Annotated in this window: 13 protein-coding genes and 2 riboswitches; of the genes, 12 read left to right on the plus strand and 1 reads right to left on the minus strand. The window is 69.9% G+C overall.

The window, feature by feature from the left end:
• Positions 1-67: 67 nt before the first annotated feature.
• Complete coding sequence (locus VGR37_22275; protein HEV2150141.1) at positions 68-1,147, minus strand: acyltransferase; 1,080 nt, start codon at positions 1,145-1,147, stop codon at positions 68-70.
• Between the two features lie 423 nt (positions 1,148-1,570).
• Positions 1,571-1,661: riboswitch (cyclic di-GMP riboswitch) on the plus strand.
• A gap of 94 nt (positions 1,662-1,755) precedes the next feature.
• Here VGR37_22275 and VGR37_22280 point away from each other — a divergent pair.
• From VGR37_22280 to VGR37_22335, 12 genes are all read left to right on the plus strand, one after another.
• Complete coding sequence (locus VGR37_22280; GenBank protein HEV2150142.1) at positions 1,756-2,748, plus strand: heparin lyase I family protein; 993 nt, start codon at positions 1,756-1,758, stop codon at positions 2,746-2,748.
• 344 nt (positions 2,749-3,092) lie between these two features.
• Positions 3,093-3,182, plus strand: a riboswitch (cyclic di-GMP riboswitch).
• A gap of 114 nt (positions 3,183-3,296) precedes the next feature.
• Positions 3,297-5,969, plus strand: coding sequence for an Ig-like domain-containing protein (locus VGR37_22285; GenBank protein HEV2150143.1), 2,673 nt, complete (start codon positions 3,297-3,299; stop codon positions 5,967-5,969).
• Positions 5,970-6,179: 210 nt separating this feature from the next.
• Positions 6,180-7,595, plus strand: a complete 1,416-nt coding sequence (locus VGR37_22290) for a hypothetical protein (GenBank protein ID HEV2150144.1) — start codon at positions 6,180-6,182, stop codon at positions 7,593-7,595.
• A 288-nt stretch (positions 7,596-7,883) separates the two neighbouring features.
• Positions 7,884-8,864, plus strand: coding sequence for a glycosyltransferase (locus VGR37_22295; protein HEV2150145.1), 981 nt, complete (start codon positions 7,884-7,886; stop codon positions 8,862-8,864).
• 104 nt (positions 8,865-8,968) lie between these two features.
• A complete protein-coding gene (locus tag VGR37_22300) occupies positions 8,969-10,159 on the plus strand; it encodes a glycosyltransferase family 4 protein (protein ID HEV2150146.1) in 1,191 nt (396 codons plus the stop codon).
• Between the two features lie 96 nt (positions 10,160-10,255).
• Entirely contained in the window at positions 10,256-11,068 is an 813-nt protein-coding gene (locus tag VGR37_22305; protein HEV2150147.1) for an FkbM family methyltransferase, read from the plus strand.
• 428 nt (positions 11,069-11,496) lie between these two features.
• On the plus strand, positions 11,497-12,753 hold the full coding sequence (locus VGR37_22310) for an FAD-dependent oxidoreductase (protein ID HEV2150148.1): 1,257 nt from the start codon (positions 11,497-11,499) through the stop codon (positions 12,751-12,753).
• On the plus strand, positions 12,750-13,679 hold the full coding sequence (gene rfbF, locus VGR37_22315; protein ID HEV2150149.1) for a glucose-1-phosphate cytidylyltransferase: 930 nt from the start codon (positions 12,750-12,752) through the stop codon (positions 13,677-13,679). Before VGR37_22310 ends, rfbF begins: the two co-directional genes overlap by 4 nt.
• Entirely contained in the window at positions 13,676-14,716 is a 1,041-nt protein-coding gene (locus VGR37_22320) for an SDR family oxidoreductase (GenBank protein ID HEV2150150.1), read from the plus strand. Before rfbF ends, VGR37_22320 begins: the two co-directional genes overlap by 4 nt.
• On the plus strand, positions 14,713-15,267 hold the full coding sequence (gene rfbC, locus VGR37_22325; protein ID HEV2150151.1) for a dTDP-4-dehydrorhamnose 3,5-epimerase: 555 nt from the start codon (positions 14,713-14,715) through the stop codon (positions 15,265-15,267). The genes VGR37_22320 and rfbC overlap by 4 nt, the downstream gene beginning before the upstream one ends.
• Before the next feature lie 36 nt (positions 15,268-15,303).
• Positions 15,304-16,641, plus strand: a complete 1,338-nt coding sequence (locus tag VGR37_22330; protein HEV2150152.1) for a Gfo/Idh/MocA family oxidoreductase — start codon at positions 15,304-15,306, stop codon at positions 16,639-16,641.
• Positions 16,642-16,650: 9 nt separating this feature from the next.
• A complete protein-coding gene (locus VGR37_22335; protein ID HEV2150153.1) occupies positions 16,651-17,220 on the plus strand; it encodes a hypothetical protein in 570 nt (189 codons plus the stop codon).
• The last annotated feature ends 2 nt before the right edge of the window (positions 17,221-17,222 follow it).

A 17,222-nucleotide genomic window follows, 5' to 3' on the forward strand; every position in this document is an offset into this window, starting at 1 on the left:
CCCCTGCGCTTCGAAGCGCAGGGGGGGCTCTCTCTGCCGGGGGTGGAAGGCGCCCGCTCCGCGACCTTCAGCCCGGCACGGAAGCACTGGGAACGACGATGCCGGATGGAGCGCTGGAGCCCGCCGGGGTAGCGTTCCGGCCGACGAGCCGCGCCTCCAGCATCGGGCGGAGTCGCAGGATGGGCTGCTCGAGCAGGTGGTACGACCCGGCTGCGAGAGCGATGGACGCGAGCACCCCTGCAACCGGGTCCAGTCCAGGCGGGATCCCCGGGATGCGATGGCCGATGGCGCTGCCGACCATGTGCCACAGGTACAGTGGATAGGACAGCGCCCCGAGGTATGCCACCGGGCGCCAGTCCAGCCACCGCCACAGCGTGGAGCGGTGCACCAGGAGGAGCTGCACGACGAGCACGGCGATCAGCAGCGAATCCGCCGTGAAGCCCGCCGAGTAGTGCCAGCCCTCGCCGAGCATGGAGCGCGAGACGGCCAGCAGGACCAGCGTCCCCAGGACGAACCACGGCTGCGCGCCGAGAGGCGCGGCGGCGCGCACGACCGCGGGAAGCCGGAGCAGGGCGGCGAGGAGGCACCCGACCGCGAGGCTGTCGAAGCGGGTGTCGAACGCATTGTAGACGTAGGCCGCGGGGGCGCCTGCCCCCAGGTAGAGCCAGGAGCGCCAGGCGAGCACCGCCAGGATCAGCCCGGCCAGCCCCCACCGCAGCGCCCGCTCCCCGCGCCGGACCAGGAGCAGGAAGGCCGCCGGCCAGAGCAGGTAGAACTGCTCTTCCACGGCCAGGGACCAGGCGTGTGGGATCGGCCCCTCGTGGTTGTTGAATGCGTTGTAGTAGTTGACCCCGTAGCCGAAGATCGACCACGTCTGGCCCGGCGTCCACCCGTCACCCAGCAGCCGGTCCGACGCCAGCGAGAACAGCACGAAGGCATAGTAGGCGGGGAATATCCGGAGGGTGCGGCGCAGGTAGAAGCTGCGGAGGGAGACCCCGCCCGTCCGGTCGTGCTCCGCCAGCAGCAGCCACGTGATCAGGAAGCCGCTGAGCACGAAGAAGCCGGTCACGCCCAGGTCGCCCGGGATCTCCAGCCCGGCGTGGTAGACGATCACCAGCCCCACGGCGACGGCGCGGAGCCCGTCCAACGCGGGGAGTCGGTTGGCTGCGAGAACCGAGGCAAGCGGCATCAGGGCGACGGTCGAGAGGGTGGCCGGGTATCTCGGGGTCTACAGACCGCGTGCAGCGGACGTGCCACTCTCCAAAACCGACCGGTCGCGTCGAAGATACCTGCTCGTCGGCGCTTTGTGTTCAACGTTTGTCTGCATTTCTGGCGCGCCGGGTGTTGCAGCCACGCCACGTACTCCAGCCCGCACGGTAGCTCTGGTCGGGCCAGGCTGAGCAAACCCTGCGGAACCGATGTTTTTCATTGGTTCGGTAACCGTCGGTTCGGTAGCCACTTGTGCGTTCCCGTAGCTCCTGTTATAATCTCCGCGACCAAATCCGACATAGCGAGGACGCTCGGCCCGGCGGACGCCGGCATTCCGGTCGTTCCCGCCCCCCGATCTATACGCTGCTCAGAGCAAAGCCGCCGAAAGGCGGTGGCGCAGAGCCACGGGACTAAGGCAGGCTTCGCCCTGCTATGTCAGCCGAGCCGCCAGCGCAGGGATTCCCCCACCCGGGGGACCCTTCGCAGGCGGCTTTTTTCGTGTTCCTATTCCGGAGCACCCACGTTCCCAGCTTTGAGGGAGGTCCGATGTTCGCTCGAAAGCGGCTTGCGTTCGGAGTCCTGGGCGTACTCTCCGCGCTCGCGCTGGCAGCCTGTGACGCGGGGGTGACGGAGCCCGTGTCCGCGGGGCCGGAGCGCCCGCTGCTGGCCCGCAAGCCCAAGAAGACCGAGCCTGCCCCGGAACCGACCCCCGACCCCGACCCGACCCCGCCCCCCACCGGCACCACCCCCGCGTTCGCGGACGGGTTCGAGAGCGGGGCGCGTGCGGCGGCTCAGAACGGGTACGGATGGACGTTCGCGCAGGCCGGCGGCGGTGGCGACGCGGTGAGCGTGTCCAACACCATCGCCCGTACCGGGTCGTACAGCCTCAGGTTCACCTACGGCGGCAATCCGGACCTGTGTGACGACGCATTCTCGGAGCAGCGGTTCGCACTCGGGGAGGACCTGAAGGAGGTGTGGTTCGAATATTATCTCTACTTCCCGAGCGGCGGGACGACTGCGGGGCCGAAGTTCTACCACCGGGCCGTCTGCGCCACGGCAAACGATCCGAGGGCACTGGATACCAACAACAAGTTCTTCGCGCTCTGGGACGTGGACTACCGGGCCAGGAACGTGGCCTTCGTAATGGAGTATCGGCGCACCACGACCGGTTCCGACGGCGACAGCTACCTGTACAACCTGTGGGGCGGTGCCTCCGTGGTGCAGCACAGCAGCACCGAAGGAGTGGGTCAGTGGAACGGCTTCATGACCGACGCGAACCGTGGGCGGTGGGTGCAGGTGCGCATCCACGCGCGAATCTCGGACAGCGCCGACCCGGCCAAGGCGAACGGCCTCGTGGAGGTGTGGTTCGACGGGGTGAAGCGCATCAACGAGAGCGGCATCCCCCTGATGAGCACCAACTCTGCGGGCAACTTCTTCCGCAACGGCTATCTCATGGGGTGGTCCAACTCCGGCTTCGACCAGACCACCTCCGTCTACCTCGACGACTTCAAGATCTTCCGTTCCAGCCCCGGCTGGTAGCGAGCCGTGCGAGATGCCCGGTCCGCTCTGCAGTGCGGGTTTCCACGGGGCCGCCGCGATCATGCGGCGGCCCCGGCTGCATCTAGCACCTGACGGCTCCGGCAAGCTGCTGGCGGGCGGTGCGCACCGGCTCGCGTCCGTCTCGCATCTCGCAACGATACCGGAATGATGCAACCGCTTCCCGGAGCGGGAGGCCCGGCCCGGGTCGTTCTGCGTTCGCGGTAAGTCGTTCGTAGAAAAGCTGTTCCCTTCCTCCGCAGTCCCCCTTCCCGCAGATGGAATGCCCGTTGCCCCTGGTGTGGGCGTCAAGCCTTCCTATGAGGCGTGCCTCCCCGATCGAAACTCGCTGACCAGAGCACACCCGCCGAAAGACGGGGCCGCAGAGCTACGGGACTAAAGCAGGGGCTCCCTGCCACGTTCGCCTGGCCGCCAGCGTTGCGATTCCCCACCCGGGGGTCGTGGCTGGCGGCTGTCTGTATTCCGCCCGCTTCGCCCGCCGGATGGACAGGGGAGCCGGAACCCCCACCCACCCCTCCCGGGCCCCCACCATGTCTCTCGCGAAGAAGCTCGTCCTCTCCGCCCTCGCCCTCTCCCTCTCCGCCGTCCTGCCGTCCTGCGACTCGGGCGTGACCGCGCCGAACCTGGACGCGTCGGCCGAATTCCGGCGGCTCCGGGTCGTCCTGGACAGGTCCGACCTCGAGCTCCTCGCCGGGGAAGCCGTGCAGATCGACGCCCAGGTCGTCGATGAAAGCGGGCGGGTCGTCTCCAAGCAGAGGATCTCCTGGTCCAGCTCGTCTCCCGAGGTGGCCCACGTCGGCCCCGACGGTGCCGTCTCCGCGTTGCGCACCGGGGAGGCCCTGATCGGCGCATCGGTAGGCGGGCAGACGACCACCCTGCGTCTCGCAGTGAAGGGGAACTCGTCCTCCGTGCAGCTTCGGCCGGAGGCGGTGACCCTGAACGCCCTGCGCGACACGGTACGCCTCCTCGCCGACGCGCGGGACAACAAGGGGAATCCGGTTGCGCCCTCGTCGCTGAAGTGGACCAGCCTCAACCCCGCGGTCGCGACGGTCAGTGACGTCGGGCTGGTGACCGGGACGGCGACCGGCACCGCACTGGTCACGGCGCGGTACGCCGGCAAGGAGGACACCACTACCGTCGAGGTGCGGCAGGTGGTCGCCTCTGTCGCGGTGACGCCCACCGCGCTGACGCTGGATCCGGGGCAGACCCAGCCGCTGTCCGGCCTGGCGAAGGACGCCAACGGGAACGAGATCCCGGGCGTGGCGTTCGAGTGGATGTCCTCCAACACCGCGGTGGCCACGGTGAGCGCCTCCGGGCAGGCCACCGCGGTGGCGGCGGGGACGAGCTACGTGACGGCCAGAGCCGGCGGGAAGAGTGCCACGGCGACGCTGACGGTCGCCGCGCCGGTGAAGGTGCAGGCCCAGGTGGCTTCGGTGAGCGTCTCGCCGGCCTCCGCATCCATCGTGGTGGGAGGGAGCGTCGTCCCCGTCGCCACGGCGCGGGACGCTTCGGGGAACGTCCTGACCGGGCGCCTGGTGGAGTGGAGCACGTCCAATCCGGCGGTCGCAGGGGTATCGGCCTCCGGCCTGGTGACCGGGGTGGCGGTCGGCAGCGCGACCATCATCGCGACGGTCGAGGGGAAGACGGGCGCCGCCGCGGTCAGCGTGACGACCGATCCGGCGACGGTGCCGTCGCGGGTGATGGTCTCGCCGCGGGCGGACACGCTGAGCGCCATCGGCGCGGCGACGCAGCTTGGCGCGACGGTGTACAGCCAGGCGGGGAGCCCGATGTCCGGTGCGGTGGTGAGCTGGACCAGCCTGAACTCGGGCGTCGCGACGGTCGACGGCTCCGGGCGGGTGGTGGCGAAGGCGCCGGGGACGGCCCGGGTCGTGGCGGCCAGCGGCGCGCTCGCCGACACCGCCACCGTGGTGGTGCGCCAGGTGATCGCCTCGGTGGTGGTCTCCCCCTCCGCTCCCACGGTGCAGGTGGGGCAGACGCAGCAGGTGAGCGCCTCCGCACGGGACGCCAACGGCCATGAGGTCCCCGGGGTCACCTTCGGGTGGACCTCCTCCAACACCGCTGCGGCCACGGTGAACGGCTCCGGGCTGGTGAGCGGGGTGGCCGCGGGGACGAGCTACGTCACCGCGAGCGCGGGTGGCAAGAGCGCCGTCTCCACGGTGACGGTCGCGGCGGTTCCGGTGGCGACGGTCACGGTCTCGCCCGGCACGGCATCCATCGCGGTGGGGGGGAGCGTGGACCTGGCGGCGGTCGCCCGGGATGGCTCGGGGCAGGTGCTGACCGGCCGGCCGGTGACCTGGGCGACTTCCAACGCGGGCGTGGCGACGGTCTCGTCCACCGGGGTTGTGACGGGCGTGGCCGGAGGGACGGTGACGGTTACCGCCACCAGCGAGGGGAAGAGTGGAACGGCGCAGGTGACGGTGAGCGCGCCCACGGTCACGACGAGCACGCTGGTCTACGGGCACGACTTCAATGACGGGACGATCGGGGCTTTCGGGCAGTGGGGTAGCCACATCACCAAGCCGGTGAGCGTCATCGCGGATCCGACCGGCTCCGGGCGCGGGAGCGTGGCGCGGGTCGACTACGTGTACGACCCCGCGTCTGGCGGCGCACACGATTCCAACGGCGGGCTCTACTACCGCGCCAACCCTGCGGGCGGGCATCCCAGCGGCGTTGGGTTCGGGGAGCGGATCTACCTGGCGGGTGACTTCTACCTGCCGCGCTACCCCTACACGGCTCCGGCCCAGGCGCAGAACGACCAGCGCAAGCTGATCTACCTCAAGTTTGGCGATCCGAACGCGCGCACGGGCGACGTGGTGGTCAACCTGTGGGGGCGTGCCGACAAGAGCGGGATGGACCTGCAGCTCGTCTCGGGCTGGTCCGGGTCGAGCACGCGCGAGTTCGCCTACGGGATCGCACCGGTCGCCTTCGACCGCTGGCACCGCGTCGAGGTGGAGCTGACGGCCAACACCCGGGGCATGGCCAACGGGAGCATCCGGGTCTGGTTCAACGGGCAGCTCGTCAAGGAGCGTACGAACGTGATGCTCTTCGGGGCCAGTCCGAGCGAAGCGACGGACTTCATCTACGAGTACGGCATCGGGAACCAGGAGCAGTGGGCGCCGACCGACCTGATGAAGGACTACCGCCTCTGGGACAACATCCACTTCCGCACCGCCCGCCCCTAGCGACATCGTCCAGGAGACAGGTGGCCAGATCCTCACGGGTCTGGCCCCTTTTCGCTTCCGACGGGACCGGGGCGGACGATCCCGGCCGGACACGCATGAGGGCCCTGCGCGGGGCATAGACATTGCCCGGTCGCTCCAGCGATCCAGCCTCAGCCGGTCTCATCCAGATCATGAGCCGCGTCCGCGTTCAGCTCCTGGGCAGCAGCAGAGATGTCACTCGAGCGCTTCTACAGCCAGTCGCCCGTATGGGCTCAAACGCTCATGCTCAACGCATATGCGCTACGCATCGAGCATCATCGCTACGGCCCCCCTTATCGGAGCGCGCTTCGTCGTCTCCTGCAGCGCGAGCGCGCTCCGCGAGAGGAGCTGACCGCGTTCCAGGACCGGCAGGTCCGGTCCGTCGTGAAGGCCGCCTATGAGCACAGCCGGTACTATCGGGAGGTGATGGACCACCACGGTGTTCTCCCGGCGGACATCGGTGGGGTCCGCGATCTTTGGAAGCTGCCCCTCCTCACCAAGGAGACCGTGAGAGAGCGGGGCGCCGACTTGCTGACGGGGGACACCTCCACTCCGGGGTGGCTGCACGGCCATACCAGCGGAACCACCGGCTCTCCGCTGTCCCTGTGGTATGATCGCAACACCTGTGTGATGACCAACGCCGTAGACCGTCGGCAGAAGGTCTGGGGCGGGATGACGGAGGTGGACTGGCTCGGAGTCTTTCTCGGTCGGACTGTCGTGCCGCCGCGGGAATCGAAGCCTCCGTTCTGGCGGGTGAACCGCGTGCACCGGCAGGTCTGGTTCTCCAGCTTCCACATGGCCGAAGAGAACCTCGACCTGTACGTCCGCGAGATCGGCAGGCGGGGTCTCCGCTTCCTGGAAGGATATCCGTCGACGCTGTTCATCGTCGCGAGGCACGTGCTTCGGCAGGGGCTGCGGCTTCCGATGCGTGCGGTGTTCACCTCGTCGGAGACGCTCCACTCCGTCCAGCGGGAGACGATCCGCGAAGCCTTCGGCTGCGAGATCTTCGATTTCTACGGCCACGCGGAGCGCGTGATCTTCGCGGCCGAGTGCGAAGCGCACTCCGGAAAGCATCTTTCAGAGGAGTTCGGCTATACCGAGGTGGTGGACGAGGAGGGGCGGCCGGTTCCGGACGGCGAGGTGGGCTTCCTCGTCGGGACCAGCCTGCACAACCATGCAATGCCGCTGATCCGATACAGGACCGGCGACCTGTCGTCCATGGTTCGCGAGCCGTGTGAGTGCGGGCGGACGCTGGTCCGCATCCGGGACGTGGCCACCAAGGCCGAGGACATCGTCGTAACCCCGGATGGACGGATGATCTCTCCGTCGGTCCTTACCCACCCGTTCAAGCCGTTCGACCAGATCATCAAGTCGCAGCTGGTCCAGGAGCGGCCGGATCACCTGCTGGTGAAGATCGTGGCTTCGGCGGATTTCTCCCCCGCAGACGAGCGGGAGCTGCGCCAGCGATTGGCGGAGCGATTGGGGACCGGGATTGCACTGGAGATCGTGCAGGTCGAGGACATCCCCCGCGAGCGATCCGGGAAGTACCGCTGGGTGATCTCACGAATCCCTCATACCTGCAGCTTCGCGTGGGAGCACGTCGGCTAGACGCTGTGCACGCAGGCACTCCGACGCCCCGCGAGTCGAGCTCCTGCCCGGGTGTCGGGGTGCCGACGTTGCATGCGTGCAACGAATGTGTCCGCCTCGCCCGATTGCCAGACGTGGAGGTCGGTGCCGGTGGCGCCCACTCCGGTCTTTCCCGGGCCGCTGGCGGGGCATGCACGTTGCTCTAGAGGGTGCGTCCGCCGCCCCGGAAGGCCCGAGCCGCGACTCCGGGCGCGCCGTCGGCCGCCCGTTCCGGATGGCGGCTGGAAGACTCCCACGGACTCACCGAAGATGCAGCGAATATCGGTGGTAATGCCGGTGCGCGATTGCTGGCACTACCTGCAGGAGACGCTCGACCCCGTGCTCGCGGCAGTGCGGGAGTACGGCAATGCCGAGCTGATCATCGTGGACAACGGCTCCACCGACGGCACGTACGAGCGCCTCCAGGAGCGGTACGGGTCCGCGGCGGCGATCTACCGGCTGGAGGGAGGGACCATCTCCGCGGTCCGGAACCTGGGGGCGGCCCGGTCCGGCGGAGAGTATCTCTGCTTCCTCGATGCAGACTGCCTGGTGGAGCCCACCTACCTTCACTCGGTCCGGCGGGCGTTCGAGCTGAGCGGAGCAGATGCGGTGGGGTGCCGGTACGCCCTCCCGCCGGCGCCGCACTGGATCGAGGCCACCTGGCACGAGCTGCACGCGAGCTGCGCCGACGGAGACGTCCACCTGCTTCCCGCGGGGAACTTCGCCATCCGCGCATCTGCGTTCCGGCAGGTCGGCGGCTTCGACGAAGCGCTGTACACGGGCGAGGACGCGGAGATCTGCCAGAGGCTTCTGCATCGCGGCTTCCGGATCTACCAGTCACACCTGGTCTCGGCGATGCACCTGGGGAACCCCAAGACCATCCGGCGGTTCTTCCGCCGCGACGTCTGGTACGCCCTGGGGATGTTCGGGACCGTGACCCTGCGCTCCGTCGACAAGCCCACCGCGATGATGCTGCTCCACCTGACGGCGACCGCTGCGGCGGTGATCGCCTGGGCCGCGGTCCCCCTCTCCGGGGCGGCGGGGGTGGGGCTGGTCGTGCTCTCGCAGCTGATCGCACCGTCGCTGACAGTCGCCTACAGGATGTCACGGGGGCGCAGACCGCGGACCCACGCAGGCACGAGCGTCCAGCTCCTGGGACGTGCTCTTTTCCTGTACTGGGTCTACTACTGGGCGAGGCTGAAGGCGCTCCAGATCATCGTACTCGGGGGGGCGGGGGCGTACCGGAAGTGACGAGTTACGGGCGCCACGAGCCTCCTCCGGACCGCGACCGCGGCGTGCTGCGGCCAAAGCTGCTGTTTCTCTGCCAGACGCTGCCATTCCCTGCCGACAGCGGGGTGCACCAGCGCTCGTTCAACGTCCTGCGGCTCCTGGCGCGGGAGTTCGACGTCACGGCGGTCTGCTTCTACCGCAGGGCGAACCGGGAGACCCGGGAGCAGCTCGAAGCTTCGCTTGCCGGCCTGCGACAGTTCGCGCAGGTCGCCGCGTTTCCCATCCCGCAGGAGCAGAGCAGGGCGCGCCTGGTCTTCGACCACGTGCGCAGCCTTGTTCTGCGCCGCGTCTATACCCATTACGTGCACGACTCGGCGGCGGTGCGGAGCCACCTGGCCGAGCTCCTCCGGACCAACCGGTTCGACATCGTCCACGTGGACAGCCTGGACCTCTCGCGGTTCCTCCCGCTCTTCGAGGGAGTTCCCGTGGTCTGCACACACCACAACGTGGAGTCGGACCTGCTGCGCCGCCGTGCCGCGATGGAAACGGACCTGCTCCGCAGGTGGTACGTCGGGCTCCAGGCCCGCCTCGCGCGTGAAGAGGAACAGACCTGGTGCGGCCGGGTCGCGCTGAACGTGGCGGTCTCACCTGTCGACCGCGACCTGTTCGCCAGGATTGTTCCCGAAGCGCGATTCGTCGTGGTGCCGAACGGAGTCGACACGCGCGAGTTTCGGCCTGGCGACGGTCCCCAGCGGGGTGTGGTCTTCGTTGGAGGATATGGCTGGCTCCCGAACCGGGACTCGATGGAGTACTTCGCCTCGGACATCCTGCCGCGGATAGCGGGGGCAACCGCACCGGTGGAGGTGACCTGGGTAGGCCCTGCCCCCGTGGAGGCGTGCCGGGAATACAGGGAGCGGCATGGCATCGAGCTGACCGGGTACGTGGATGACATCCGCCCCTACGTGCAACGCGCAGCTTGCTACGTGGTGCCGCTCCGCGTCGGCGGGGGGACCCGCCTCAAGATCCTGGACGCCTGGGCCATGGGGAAGGCGGTCGTCAGCACCTCCGTCGGGTGCGAGGGGCTGGACGCCCGCGACGGCGAGAACATCCTCGTCCGCGACGACCCGGCCGACTTCGCCGCGGCGGTGCAGCGGGTGCTGGAAGACGAGGCCCTCCGCACCCGCCTGGGGGAGGGCGCCCGGCGCACGGCGGAGGTGGTTTACGATTGGGACGTGATCGGCGAATCCATGACAGCGAAGTACCGGGCGCTGCTCCCGGCGCCAGTGGCGCCGAGCGTGGCATCCGGGGCGGCGTAGCCGCAACAGGAGCGCGCTTCTCCCCGGTCGGCAGCGGATTGCACCGGGGATCGCGGTTCGGCGCATTCCCGTCGGCCAGCCATCCAGGAGGGCACCGTGCCCGGGATCTACGCGTTCCTCAAGAGGCAGGCCCTGCACTACCTGCCCGAGCCACTGCTCCGGCCCGTGAAGGCGAGGCATTACGCCCGGATGCTCCGCTCATTCACGCTCGACCAGGAGCCGGACCTCACGGTCGTGCAGCACCTGGTCGGCCCGGGAGACACGGTCGTGGACGTGGGGGCGAACGTCGGAGTTTACACGAGAGTCCTCTCGGAGCTCGTTGGACCCACAGGCCGGGTGGTCAGCGTGGAGCCCGTGCCTCAGACCTTCAGCCTCCTGTCGCACAACATCCGGTCGCTGGGCATGGCCAACGTGAGGGCCGTCAACGCCGCTGTCTCCGATCGCGACGCGACCGTGACCATGGAGGTGCCGAAATACGACTCCGCAGGGGAAAACTACTACGAGGCCCACGTCATACCCGGTGACGAGACCGGACAGGCCAGGACGGAGAACCGGCGGGTGCAGGCCCGGTCGCTGACGCTCGACTCCATCACGGACGGCCTCGACCCGGTGACCTTCGTCAAGTGCGACGTGGAGGGACACGAGCTCGCCTGCATCGCCGGATCGGAATCGCTCATACGGAAAGACAGGCCGGCGTGGCTCATTGAGGTTTCGGGCGACCCGGACCTTTCAGGTACCGGTGCCAGCCGGTTGTTCGAGCTGCTGGAGGACGAGTCCTACCGGCCCTGGTTTTTCGATGGACGGCAGGTGGTGCGGAGGCGCCCGGGGGACCACAGCACGAACTACTTCTTCCTGGCCGAAGCGCACGTCCAGCGACTCCGTGCCCGCATGCCGGGTCTCGTCCGCTAGGCAGGCCGCTGTCCGCAGCCGGTACCGAATGCCGCCGCCCGGCGGCCCGTCTTCAGGCGCGAGCGCGGCCGTCGTCCCGTCCCGATCCCCTCCGGTCGTCCCCCTCCCATCCCGCATGCCCTGCGGACCATTCAGCCGGTGCGACGCGCAAGTGTCGCGCGGCTCCGCTCTGCGGCGGCCCGCCGTCCCGCCGCCCCGGACGACACCTGTTGCGCGGGCACCGCACTCCGGGGGACATGCCGGGGACGCGCACGTGAAATTCCCAAGAGCATCCGGGGCCCCCTGACCCTCCGCCGCCCCGCTCCGGCAGGCACGCAATGTGATTCCTCCGGTCTCGTGCGCACGTCAGCCCCGTCTGTCCGGGGACGCTGCGCGCGGACGCCGAAACCCCTCTCCGCGTCCCGGACCCTCAACCGTGCTCCATGGGAATGGCAACCCCAGCGACCGACTTCCTGGTGATCGGCGGCGGCGTCGTGGGGCTCACCCTCGCGATGGAGGCCCGCCGCCGCCACCCCGGCGCCCGGGTGACGCTCCTGGAGAAGGAGGAGGCCTGCGGGCTGCACGCCAGCGGACGCAACAGCGGGGTGCTGCACGCGGGCTTCTACTATACGGCGGACAGCCTCAAGGCGCGCTTCACCCGCGAGGGGCAGCGGCGCTGGAGCGAGTACTGCGAGGAGCGGGGCCTTCGCATCAACCGCTGCGGAAAGCTGGTGGTGGCGCGGTCCGGGGCGGAGCACGCGGGGCTCGACGAGCTGCTTCGCCGCGCGCGCGCCAACGGAGTGGAGCTGCACGACGTGACGGAGAAGGAGGCGCGCGAGCTGGAGCCGCGGGCGCGCACCGTGGAGCGCGCCCTCTGGAGCCCCAGCACCGCCTCGGTGGATCCCGCGGAGGTGATGGCGTCGCTGGTGCGCGACGCGCGAGCGGCGGGCGTGGAGATCCGGCCGGGCACCCGCTACCTGGGGCGTACGCCGGATGGGGTGCTCACCTCCACCGGCACCGTCCCGGCGGGGTACGTCATCAACGCCGCCGGGCTGTACGCCGACCGCATCGCGCGGGACTATGGCTTTTCGGCGGACTACCGCATCCTCCCCTTCCGGGGGCTCTACCTGTACGCCGACGCCGGCAGGGGCTTCTTCCGGCGCCACGTGTACCCGGTCCCGGAGCTTCGCCATCCCTTCCTGGGGGTCCACTTCACCGTGACGGTGGACGGCCGCGCCAAGATCGGGCCCACCGCGCTCCCGGCGCTCTGGCGGGAGCACTACGGTGGGCTGGGCGGCTTCCGCTGGGACGAGTTCATGGAGGTCGGCCTGCGGGTGGCGGGGCTGCTCCGCGCGGACGACTTCGAGTTCCGCTCCCTGGCCCGGCGCGAGCTCCCCAAGGCGTGGAAGCGAGCCCTGGTGCGGCTCGCCTCGGAGCTGGCCGCGGAGCCCGTCTCCGGCCTGGGCTGGCGCTGGGGGAAGCCGGGGATCCGCGCGCAGCTCGTGAACGTCCGGGAGCGGAAGCTGGAGATGGACTTCCGCTACGAGGGGGACGGCCGCTCCTTCCACGTGCTGAACGCCGTCTCCCCCGCCTTCACCTGCGCCCTGCCGTTCGCCGAGCACGTCTTTGACCAGATCGACCGCCGGCTCCGCGGCGCGACCGCCGTGGGAGCCGGACTCGCCCTTCAGACCACCGCACAATCATGAAAGCAGTGATCCTGGCCGGGGGGTTCGGAACCCGGATCAGCGAGGAGAGCAGCGTACGCCCCAAGCCGATGGTGGAGATCGGGGGCGAGCCCATCCTGTGGCACATCATGAAGACGTACTCCGCCCACGGGATCAACGACTTCGTCATCTGCCTGGGCTACAAGGGCTACGTGGTCAAGGAGTACTTCTCCGACTACTACCTGCGCGTGGCGGACGTCACCTTCGACATCCGCAACCACCGGGTGGAGGTGCACCGCAACGGCGCCGAGCCGTGGCGCGTGACGCTGGTGGAGACCGGCGGCGCCACGATGACGGGCGGGCGCATCAAGCGCATCCGCGACCACGTCGGGGACGAGACCTTCTGCATGACCTACGGCGACGGGGTCAGTGACGTGAACGTCACCGAGCTGATCGAGTTCCACCGGCGCGAGAAGGTGCTGGGCACCCTCACGGCGGTTCAGCCGCCGGGCCGCTTCGGGGCGTTCACGCTGGGCGACGACGGCGACCGGGTCGGCGGCTTCCGCGAGAAGCCCATGGGCGACGGCGCCTGGATCAACGGCGGCTACTTCGTCCTGGAGCCGCAGGTGTTCGACTACATCGAGGGCGACGACACCGTGTGGGAGCGGGAGCCCATGGAGGGGCTGGCGCGCGACGGCCAGCTGGCCGCCTTCCGGCACACCGGGTTCTGGCACCCCATGGACACCCTGCGAGACAAGACGGTGCTCACCGAGCTCTGGGAGAGCGGCCAGGCGCCCTGGAAGGTCTGGCCGGACCAGACCGAGGAGGCGCGCGAGGTGCACGGGGCGCCCGGAGCCACCGAGCTGATCACCATCGTGTCCGCGCCGGTGGGCGCAACGCGCGGGATCCCGGCGCAGGTCATCGCGGCCGCGCCCGAACCGACCCCCCCTGTCCAGGCAATCCCATGAGAGTCCTCGTCACCGGCGCGGAAGGGTACATCGGCTCGCTGCTCGCCCCCCTGCTGGCGGAGCGCGGGCACGACGTGGTCGGGCTGGACACCGGTTTCTACGCGGACGCGGTGCTGTACGACGCCGGGCTCCGCTCCGTCCCCATGCTCCGGCGCGACATCCGGGGGCTGGGCGAGGCCGACCTGGCCGGCTTCGACGCCGTGGTGCACCTGGCCGAGCTCTCCAACGACCCGCTGGGGCAGCTCAACCCGGACATCACCTTCCGCATCAACCACCTGGGGAGCGTCCATCTGGCCGAGGCGGCCCGCCGCGCGGGGGTGTCGCGCTTCGTCTACACCTCGTCGTGCAGCGTCTACGGCGTCGGCACGGGCGACCTCAAGGACGAGACCGCCGCCCCCAACCCGCAGACCGCGTACGCGGAGTGCAAGGTGCGGGTGGAGCGCGACGTGTCCGCGCTGGCCGCGGAGGAGTTCTCGCCCACCTTCCTGCGCAACGCCACCGCCTACGGGGCGAGCCCGCGGATGCGCTTCGACCTGGTGGTGAACAACCTCTCCGGCCTGGCCTGGACCACGGGCGAGATCCGCATGACGAGCGACGGCTCCCCCTGGCGCCCGCTGGTGCACGTGGGCGACATCTGCGAGGCGGTGGCCGCGGCGCTGGAGGCCCCCCGCGAGGCGGTGCACAACCAGATCCTCAACGTGGGCGACTCGCGCGAGAACTACCAGGTCCGCGACGTGGCGCGCGTGGTGGCGGACGTGTTCCCGGGGTGCGCCCTCACCTTCGGCAGCAGCGACGGCGACAACCGGAGCTACCGGGTCTCCTTCGACAAGATCACGGAGCGGCTCCCCGCCTTCCGCTGCCGGCGCGACGTGCAGGCGGGGGCCGAGGAGCTGCGCGGGATCTTCGAGCGGATCGGCATGACGCCGGAGATCTTCCAGCACCGCACCTTCACCCGCCTCAAGCAGCTCCAGCACCTTCTCGGCACCGGGCAGCTGGGGGAGGAGCTGTTCTGGCTGGAGGAGGCGGCCGCCGCATGATCTTCACCGAGACGCGCCTCCCCGGCGCCTACGTGATCGACCTGGAGCGCCGGGAGGACGACCGAGGCTTCTTCGCCCGGGTGTACTGCGAGCGGGAGTTCCGCGAGCACGGGCTGATGCCGCACGTCGCCCAGGCGAACATGTCGTGGAACCCGCGCCGGGGGACGCTGCGGGGGATGCACTACCAGGTGGAGCCCTTCCGCGAGGCCAAGCTGGTGCGCTGCACCCGCGGGGCGATCCACGACGTCATCGCGGACCTGCGCCCGGACTCCCCCACCTACCTGCAGTGGGTGGGCGTGGACCTCACGGCGGAGAACGCCCGGATGCTGTACGTCCCCGAGGGCTTCGCGCACGGCTTCATCACCCTGGAGGACGACACCGAGGTCACCTACCAGGTGTCGGAGTTCTACGCCCCCGGGGCGGAGCAGGGGATCCGCTGGGACGACCCGGCGCTGGCGATCGACTGGCCCGCGGAGCCGCGGGTGATCTCCGACAAGGACCGGAGCTGGCCCCTGCGCGGAGCGCAGCTGCAGGCCCCCGCCGCCCGCTAGGGCGGGCACACGACACACCCGGAGGATACCGGTCCGATGATCCTGGTCGACAAGGCCCTGGAGCGGCGCGCGGCGGAGGGAAGTCCCATCCGCGTGGGCATGGTGGGCGCGGGCTTCATGGCGCGCGGCGTCGCGCTGCAGATGGTGAACTACGTCCGCGGAATGGAGCTGGTGGCCATCGCCAACCGCACCCTCGCAGGGGCGGAGCGGGCGTACCGCGAGGCCGGCGTGGAGCGCCCCCGCGTGGTGGAAACGGTCGCGGCGCTGGAGGAGGCCATCGCCCGCGGGGAGCGCGCGGTGACCGACGACGCGCTCCTCCTCTGCCGGGCGGAGGGGATCGACTGCATCGTGGAGGTCACCGGGGCGGTGGAGTTCGGCGCGCACGTGGTGATGGAGGCCATCGCGCACGGCAAGCACGTGGTCACCATGAACGCCGAGCTGGACGGGACCGTGGGCGCCATCCTCAAGGTCCACGCGGACCGGGCGGGGGTGGTGCTCACCGGCTCCGACGGCGACCAGCCGGGGGTCATCATGAACCTGTACCGGTTCGTGAAGGGGCTCGGGGTACGGCCGGTGCTGTGCGGCAACATCAAGGGGCTCCACGACCCCTACCGCAACCCCACCACGCAGAAGGGGTTCGCCGAGAAGTGGGGGCAGAACCCGCAGATGGTCACCTCGTTCGCGGACGGGACCAAGATCTCCTTCGAGCAGGCCATCGTCGCCAACGCCACGGGGATGCGGGTGGCCCGGCGGGGGATGTTCGGCCCCACGGTGGAGACCGGGACGCCGATCACCGAGACGGTGGGGCTCTACCCGCTGGAGGAGCTGCTGGAGGGGCCGGGGATCGTGGACTACGTGGTGGGCGCCGCCCCCGGGCCCGGCGTGTTCGTGCTGGGTACGCACGACCACCCCATCCAGAAGCACTACCTCAACCTGTACAAGCTGGGAGAGGGGCCGCTCTACTGCTTCTACACGCCCTACCACCTCTGCCACTTCGAGGTGCCCAACACGGTGGCCCGGGCGGTCCTCTTCGGGGACGCCGCCATCGAGCCGCTGGGCGCACCGTGCGTGGACGTGGTCACCGCGGCCAAGGTGGAGCTGAAGGCCGGCGAGGTGCTGGACGGGCTGGGCGGCTATCACACCTACGGCCTGGCCGAGAACTCCGACACGACGGCGCTGGAGCGCCTCCTCCCCATCGGGCTGGCGGAGGGCTGCCGCCTGCTGCGCGACCTCCCCCGCGACGCGGTGCTGACGTACGATGACGTGGAGCTCCCCGAAGGGCGCCTGAGCGACCGCCTGCGCGCGGAACAGAACTTGTATTTCGCGTCCGCGGCGGCCCCGACGGAGCGGGCGCTGCAGGCCGCGGCCGGTTGAACGACCCCCATGCGCGGTCTTTTCGCACTCATCCGGGAAGACTTCCGGGCCAACGACGCGTCGTGGTCCAAGCCCGGCTTCCAGGCCCTGGCGGTGCACCGGTTCGGGAACGCGGTGCTCGGCCTCCCCCGCGTGCTGCGGGCGCCGCTGAGCGTGCTCCACGACCTGTGCCACGTCTTCGTCCGCAACGTCTACGGGATCGAGCTGCCCAGGTCCACCCGCGTGGGCCGCAGGGTCAGGATCAGCCACCAGAGCGGGATCGTGGTCCACCCCGACGCCGTCATCGGCGACGGCTGCACCATCCGGCAGAACGTGACCATCGGCGGGGTGTCGATGCGGCGCGGGGGCGCCCCGACGCTCGGGGCGGGGGTGGAGGTCGGTGCGGGCGCGGCCATCATCGGCCGGGTGACCATCGGCGACGGTGCGCGCATCGGGCCGAACGCGGTGGTCATGACCAGCGTACCGCCCGGCGCACTGGTGGTGGTGCCCCCTCCCCGGGTGGTTCAGCCGCCCGCTGCACCGGGCGCGCCGAAGCCCCCGCAGCCGGCCGACCTCCAGCGGGAGGTGGGCGCGTCGTGAGC

It is taken from the genome of Longimicrobiaceae bacterium, from assembly GCA_035936415.1.
Lineage (GTDB): Bacteria > Gemmatimonadota > Gemmatimonadetes > Longimicrobiales > Longimicrobiaceae > JAFAYN01.

Coding starts and splice junctions, on each gene's coding strand:
- VGR37_22295 (HEV2150145.1), top strand. CDS start 7,884: ATGCAGCGAATATCGGTGGTAATGCCGGTGCGCGATTGCTGGCACTAC.
- VGR37_22280 (HEV2150142.1), top strand. CDS start 1,756: ATGTTCGCTCGAAAGCGGCTTGCGTTCGGAGTCCTGGGCGTACTCTCC.
- VGR37_22335 (HEV2150153.1), top strand. CDS start 16,651: ATGCGCGGTCTTTTCGCACTCATCCGGGAAGACTTCCGGGCCAACGAC.
- VGR37_22330 (HEV2150152.1), top strand. CDS start 15,304: ATGATCCTGGTCGACAAGGCCCTGGAGCGGCGCGCGGCGGAGGGAAGT.
- VGR37_22310 (HEV2150148.1), top strand. CDS start 11,497: ATGGCAACCCCAGCGACCGACTTCCTGGTGATCGGCGGCGGCGTCGTG.
- rfbF (HEV2150149.1), top strand. CDS start 12,750: ATGAAAGCAGTGATCCTGGCCGGGGGGTTCGGAACCCGGATCAGCGAG.
- VGR37_22285 (HEV2150143.1), top strand. CDS start 3,297: ATGTCTCTCGCGAAGAAGCTCGTCCTCTCCGCCCTCGCCCTCTCCCTC.
- rfbC (HEV2150151.1), top strand. CDS start 14,713: ATGATCTTCACCGAGACGCGCCTCCCCGGCGCCTACGTGATCGACCTG.
- VGR37_22320 (HEV2150150.1), top strand. CDS start 13,676: ATGAGAGTCCTCGTCACCGGCGCGGAAGGGTACATCGGCTCGCTGCTC.
- VGR37_22290 (HEV2150144.1), top strand. CDS start 6,180: ATGTCACTCGAGCGCTTCTACAGCCAGTCGCCCGTATGGGCTCAAACG.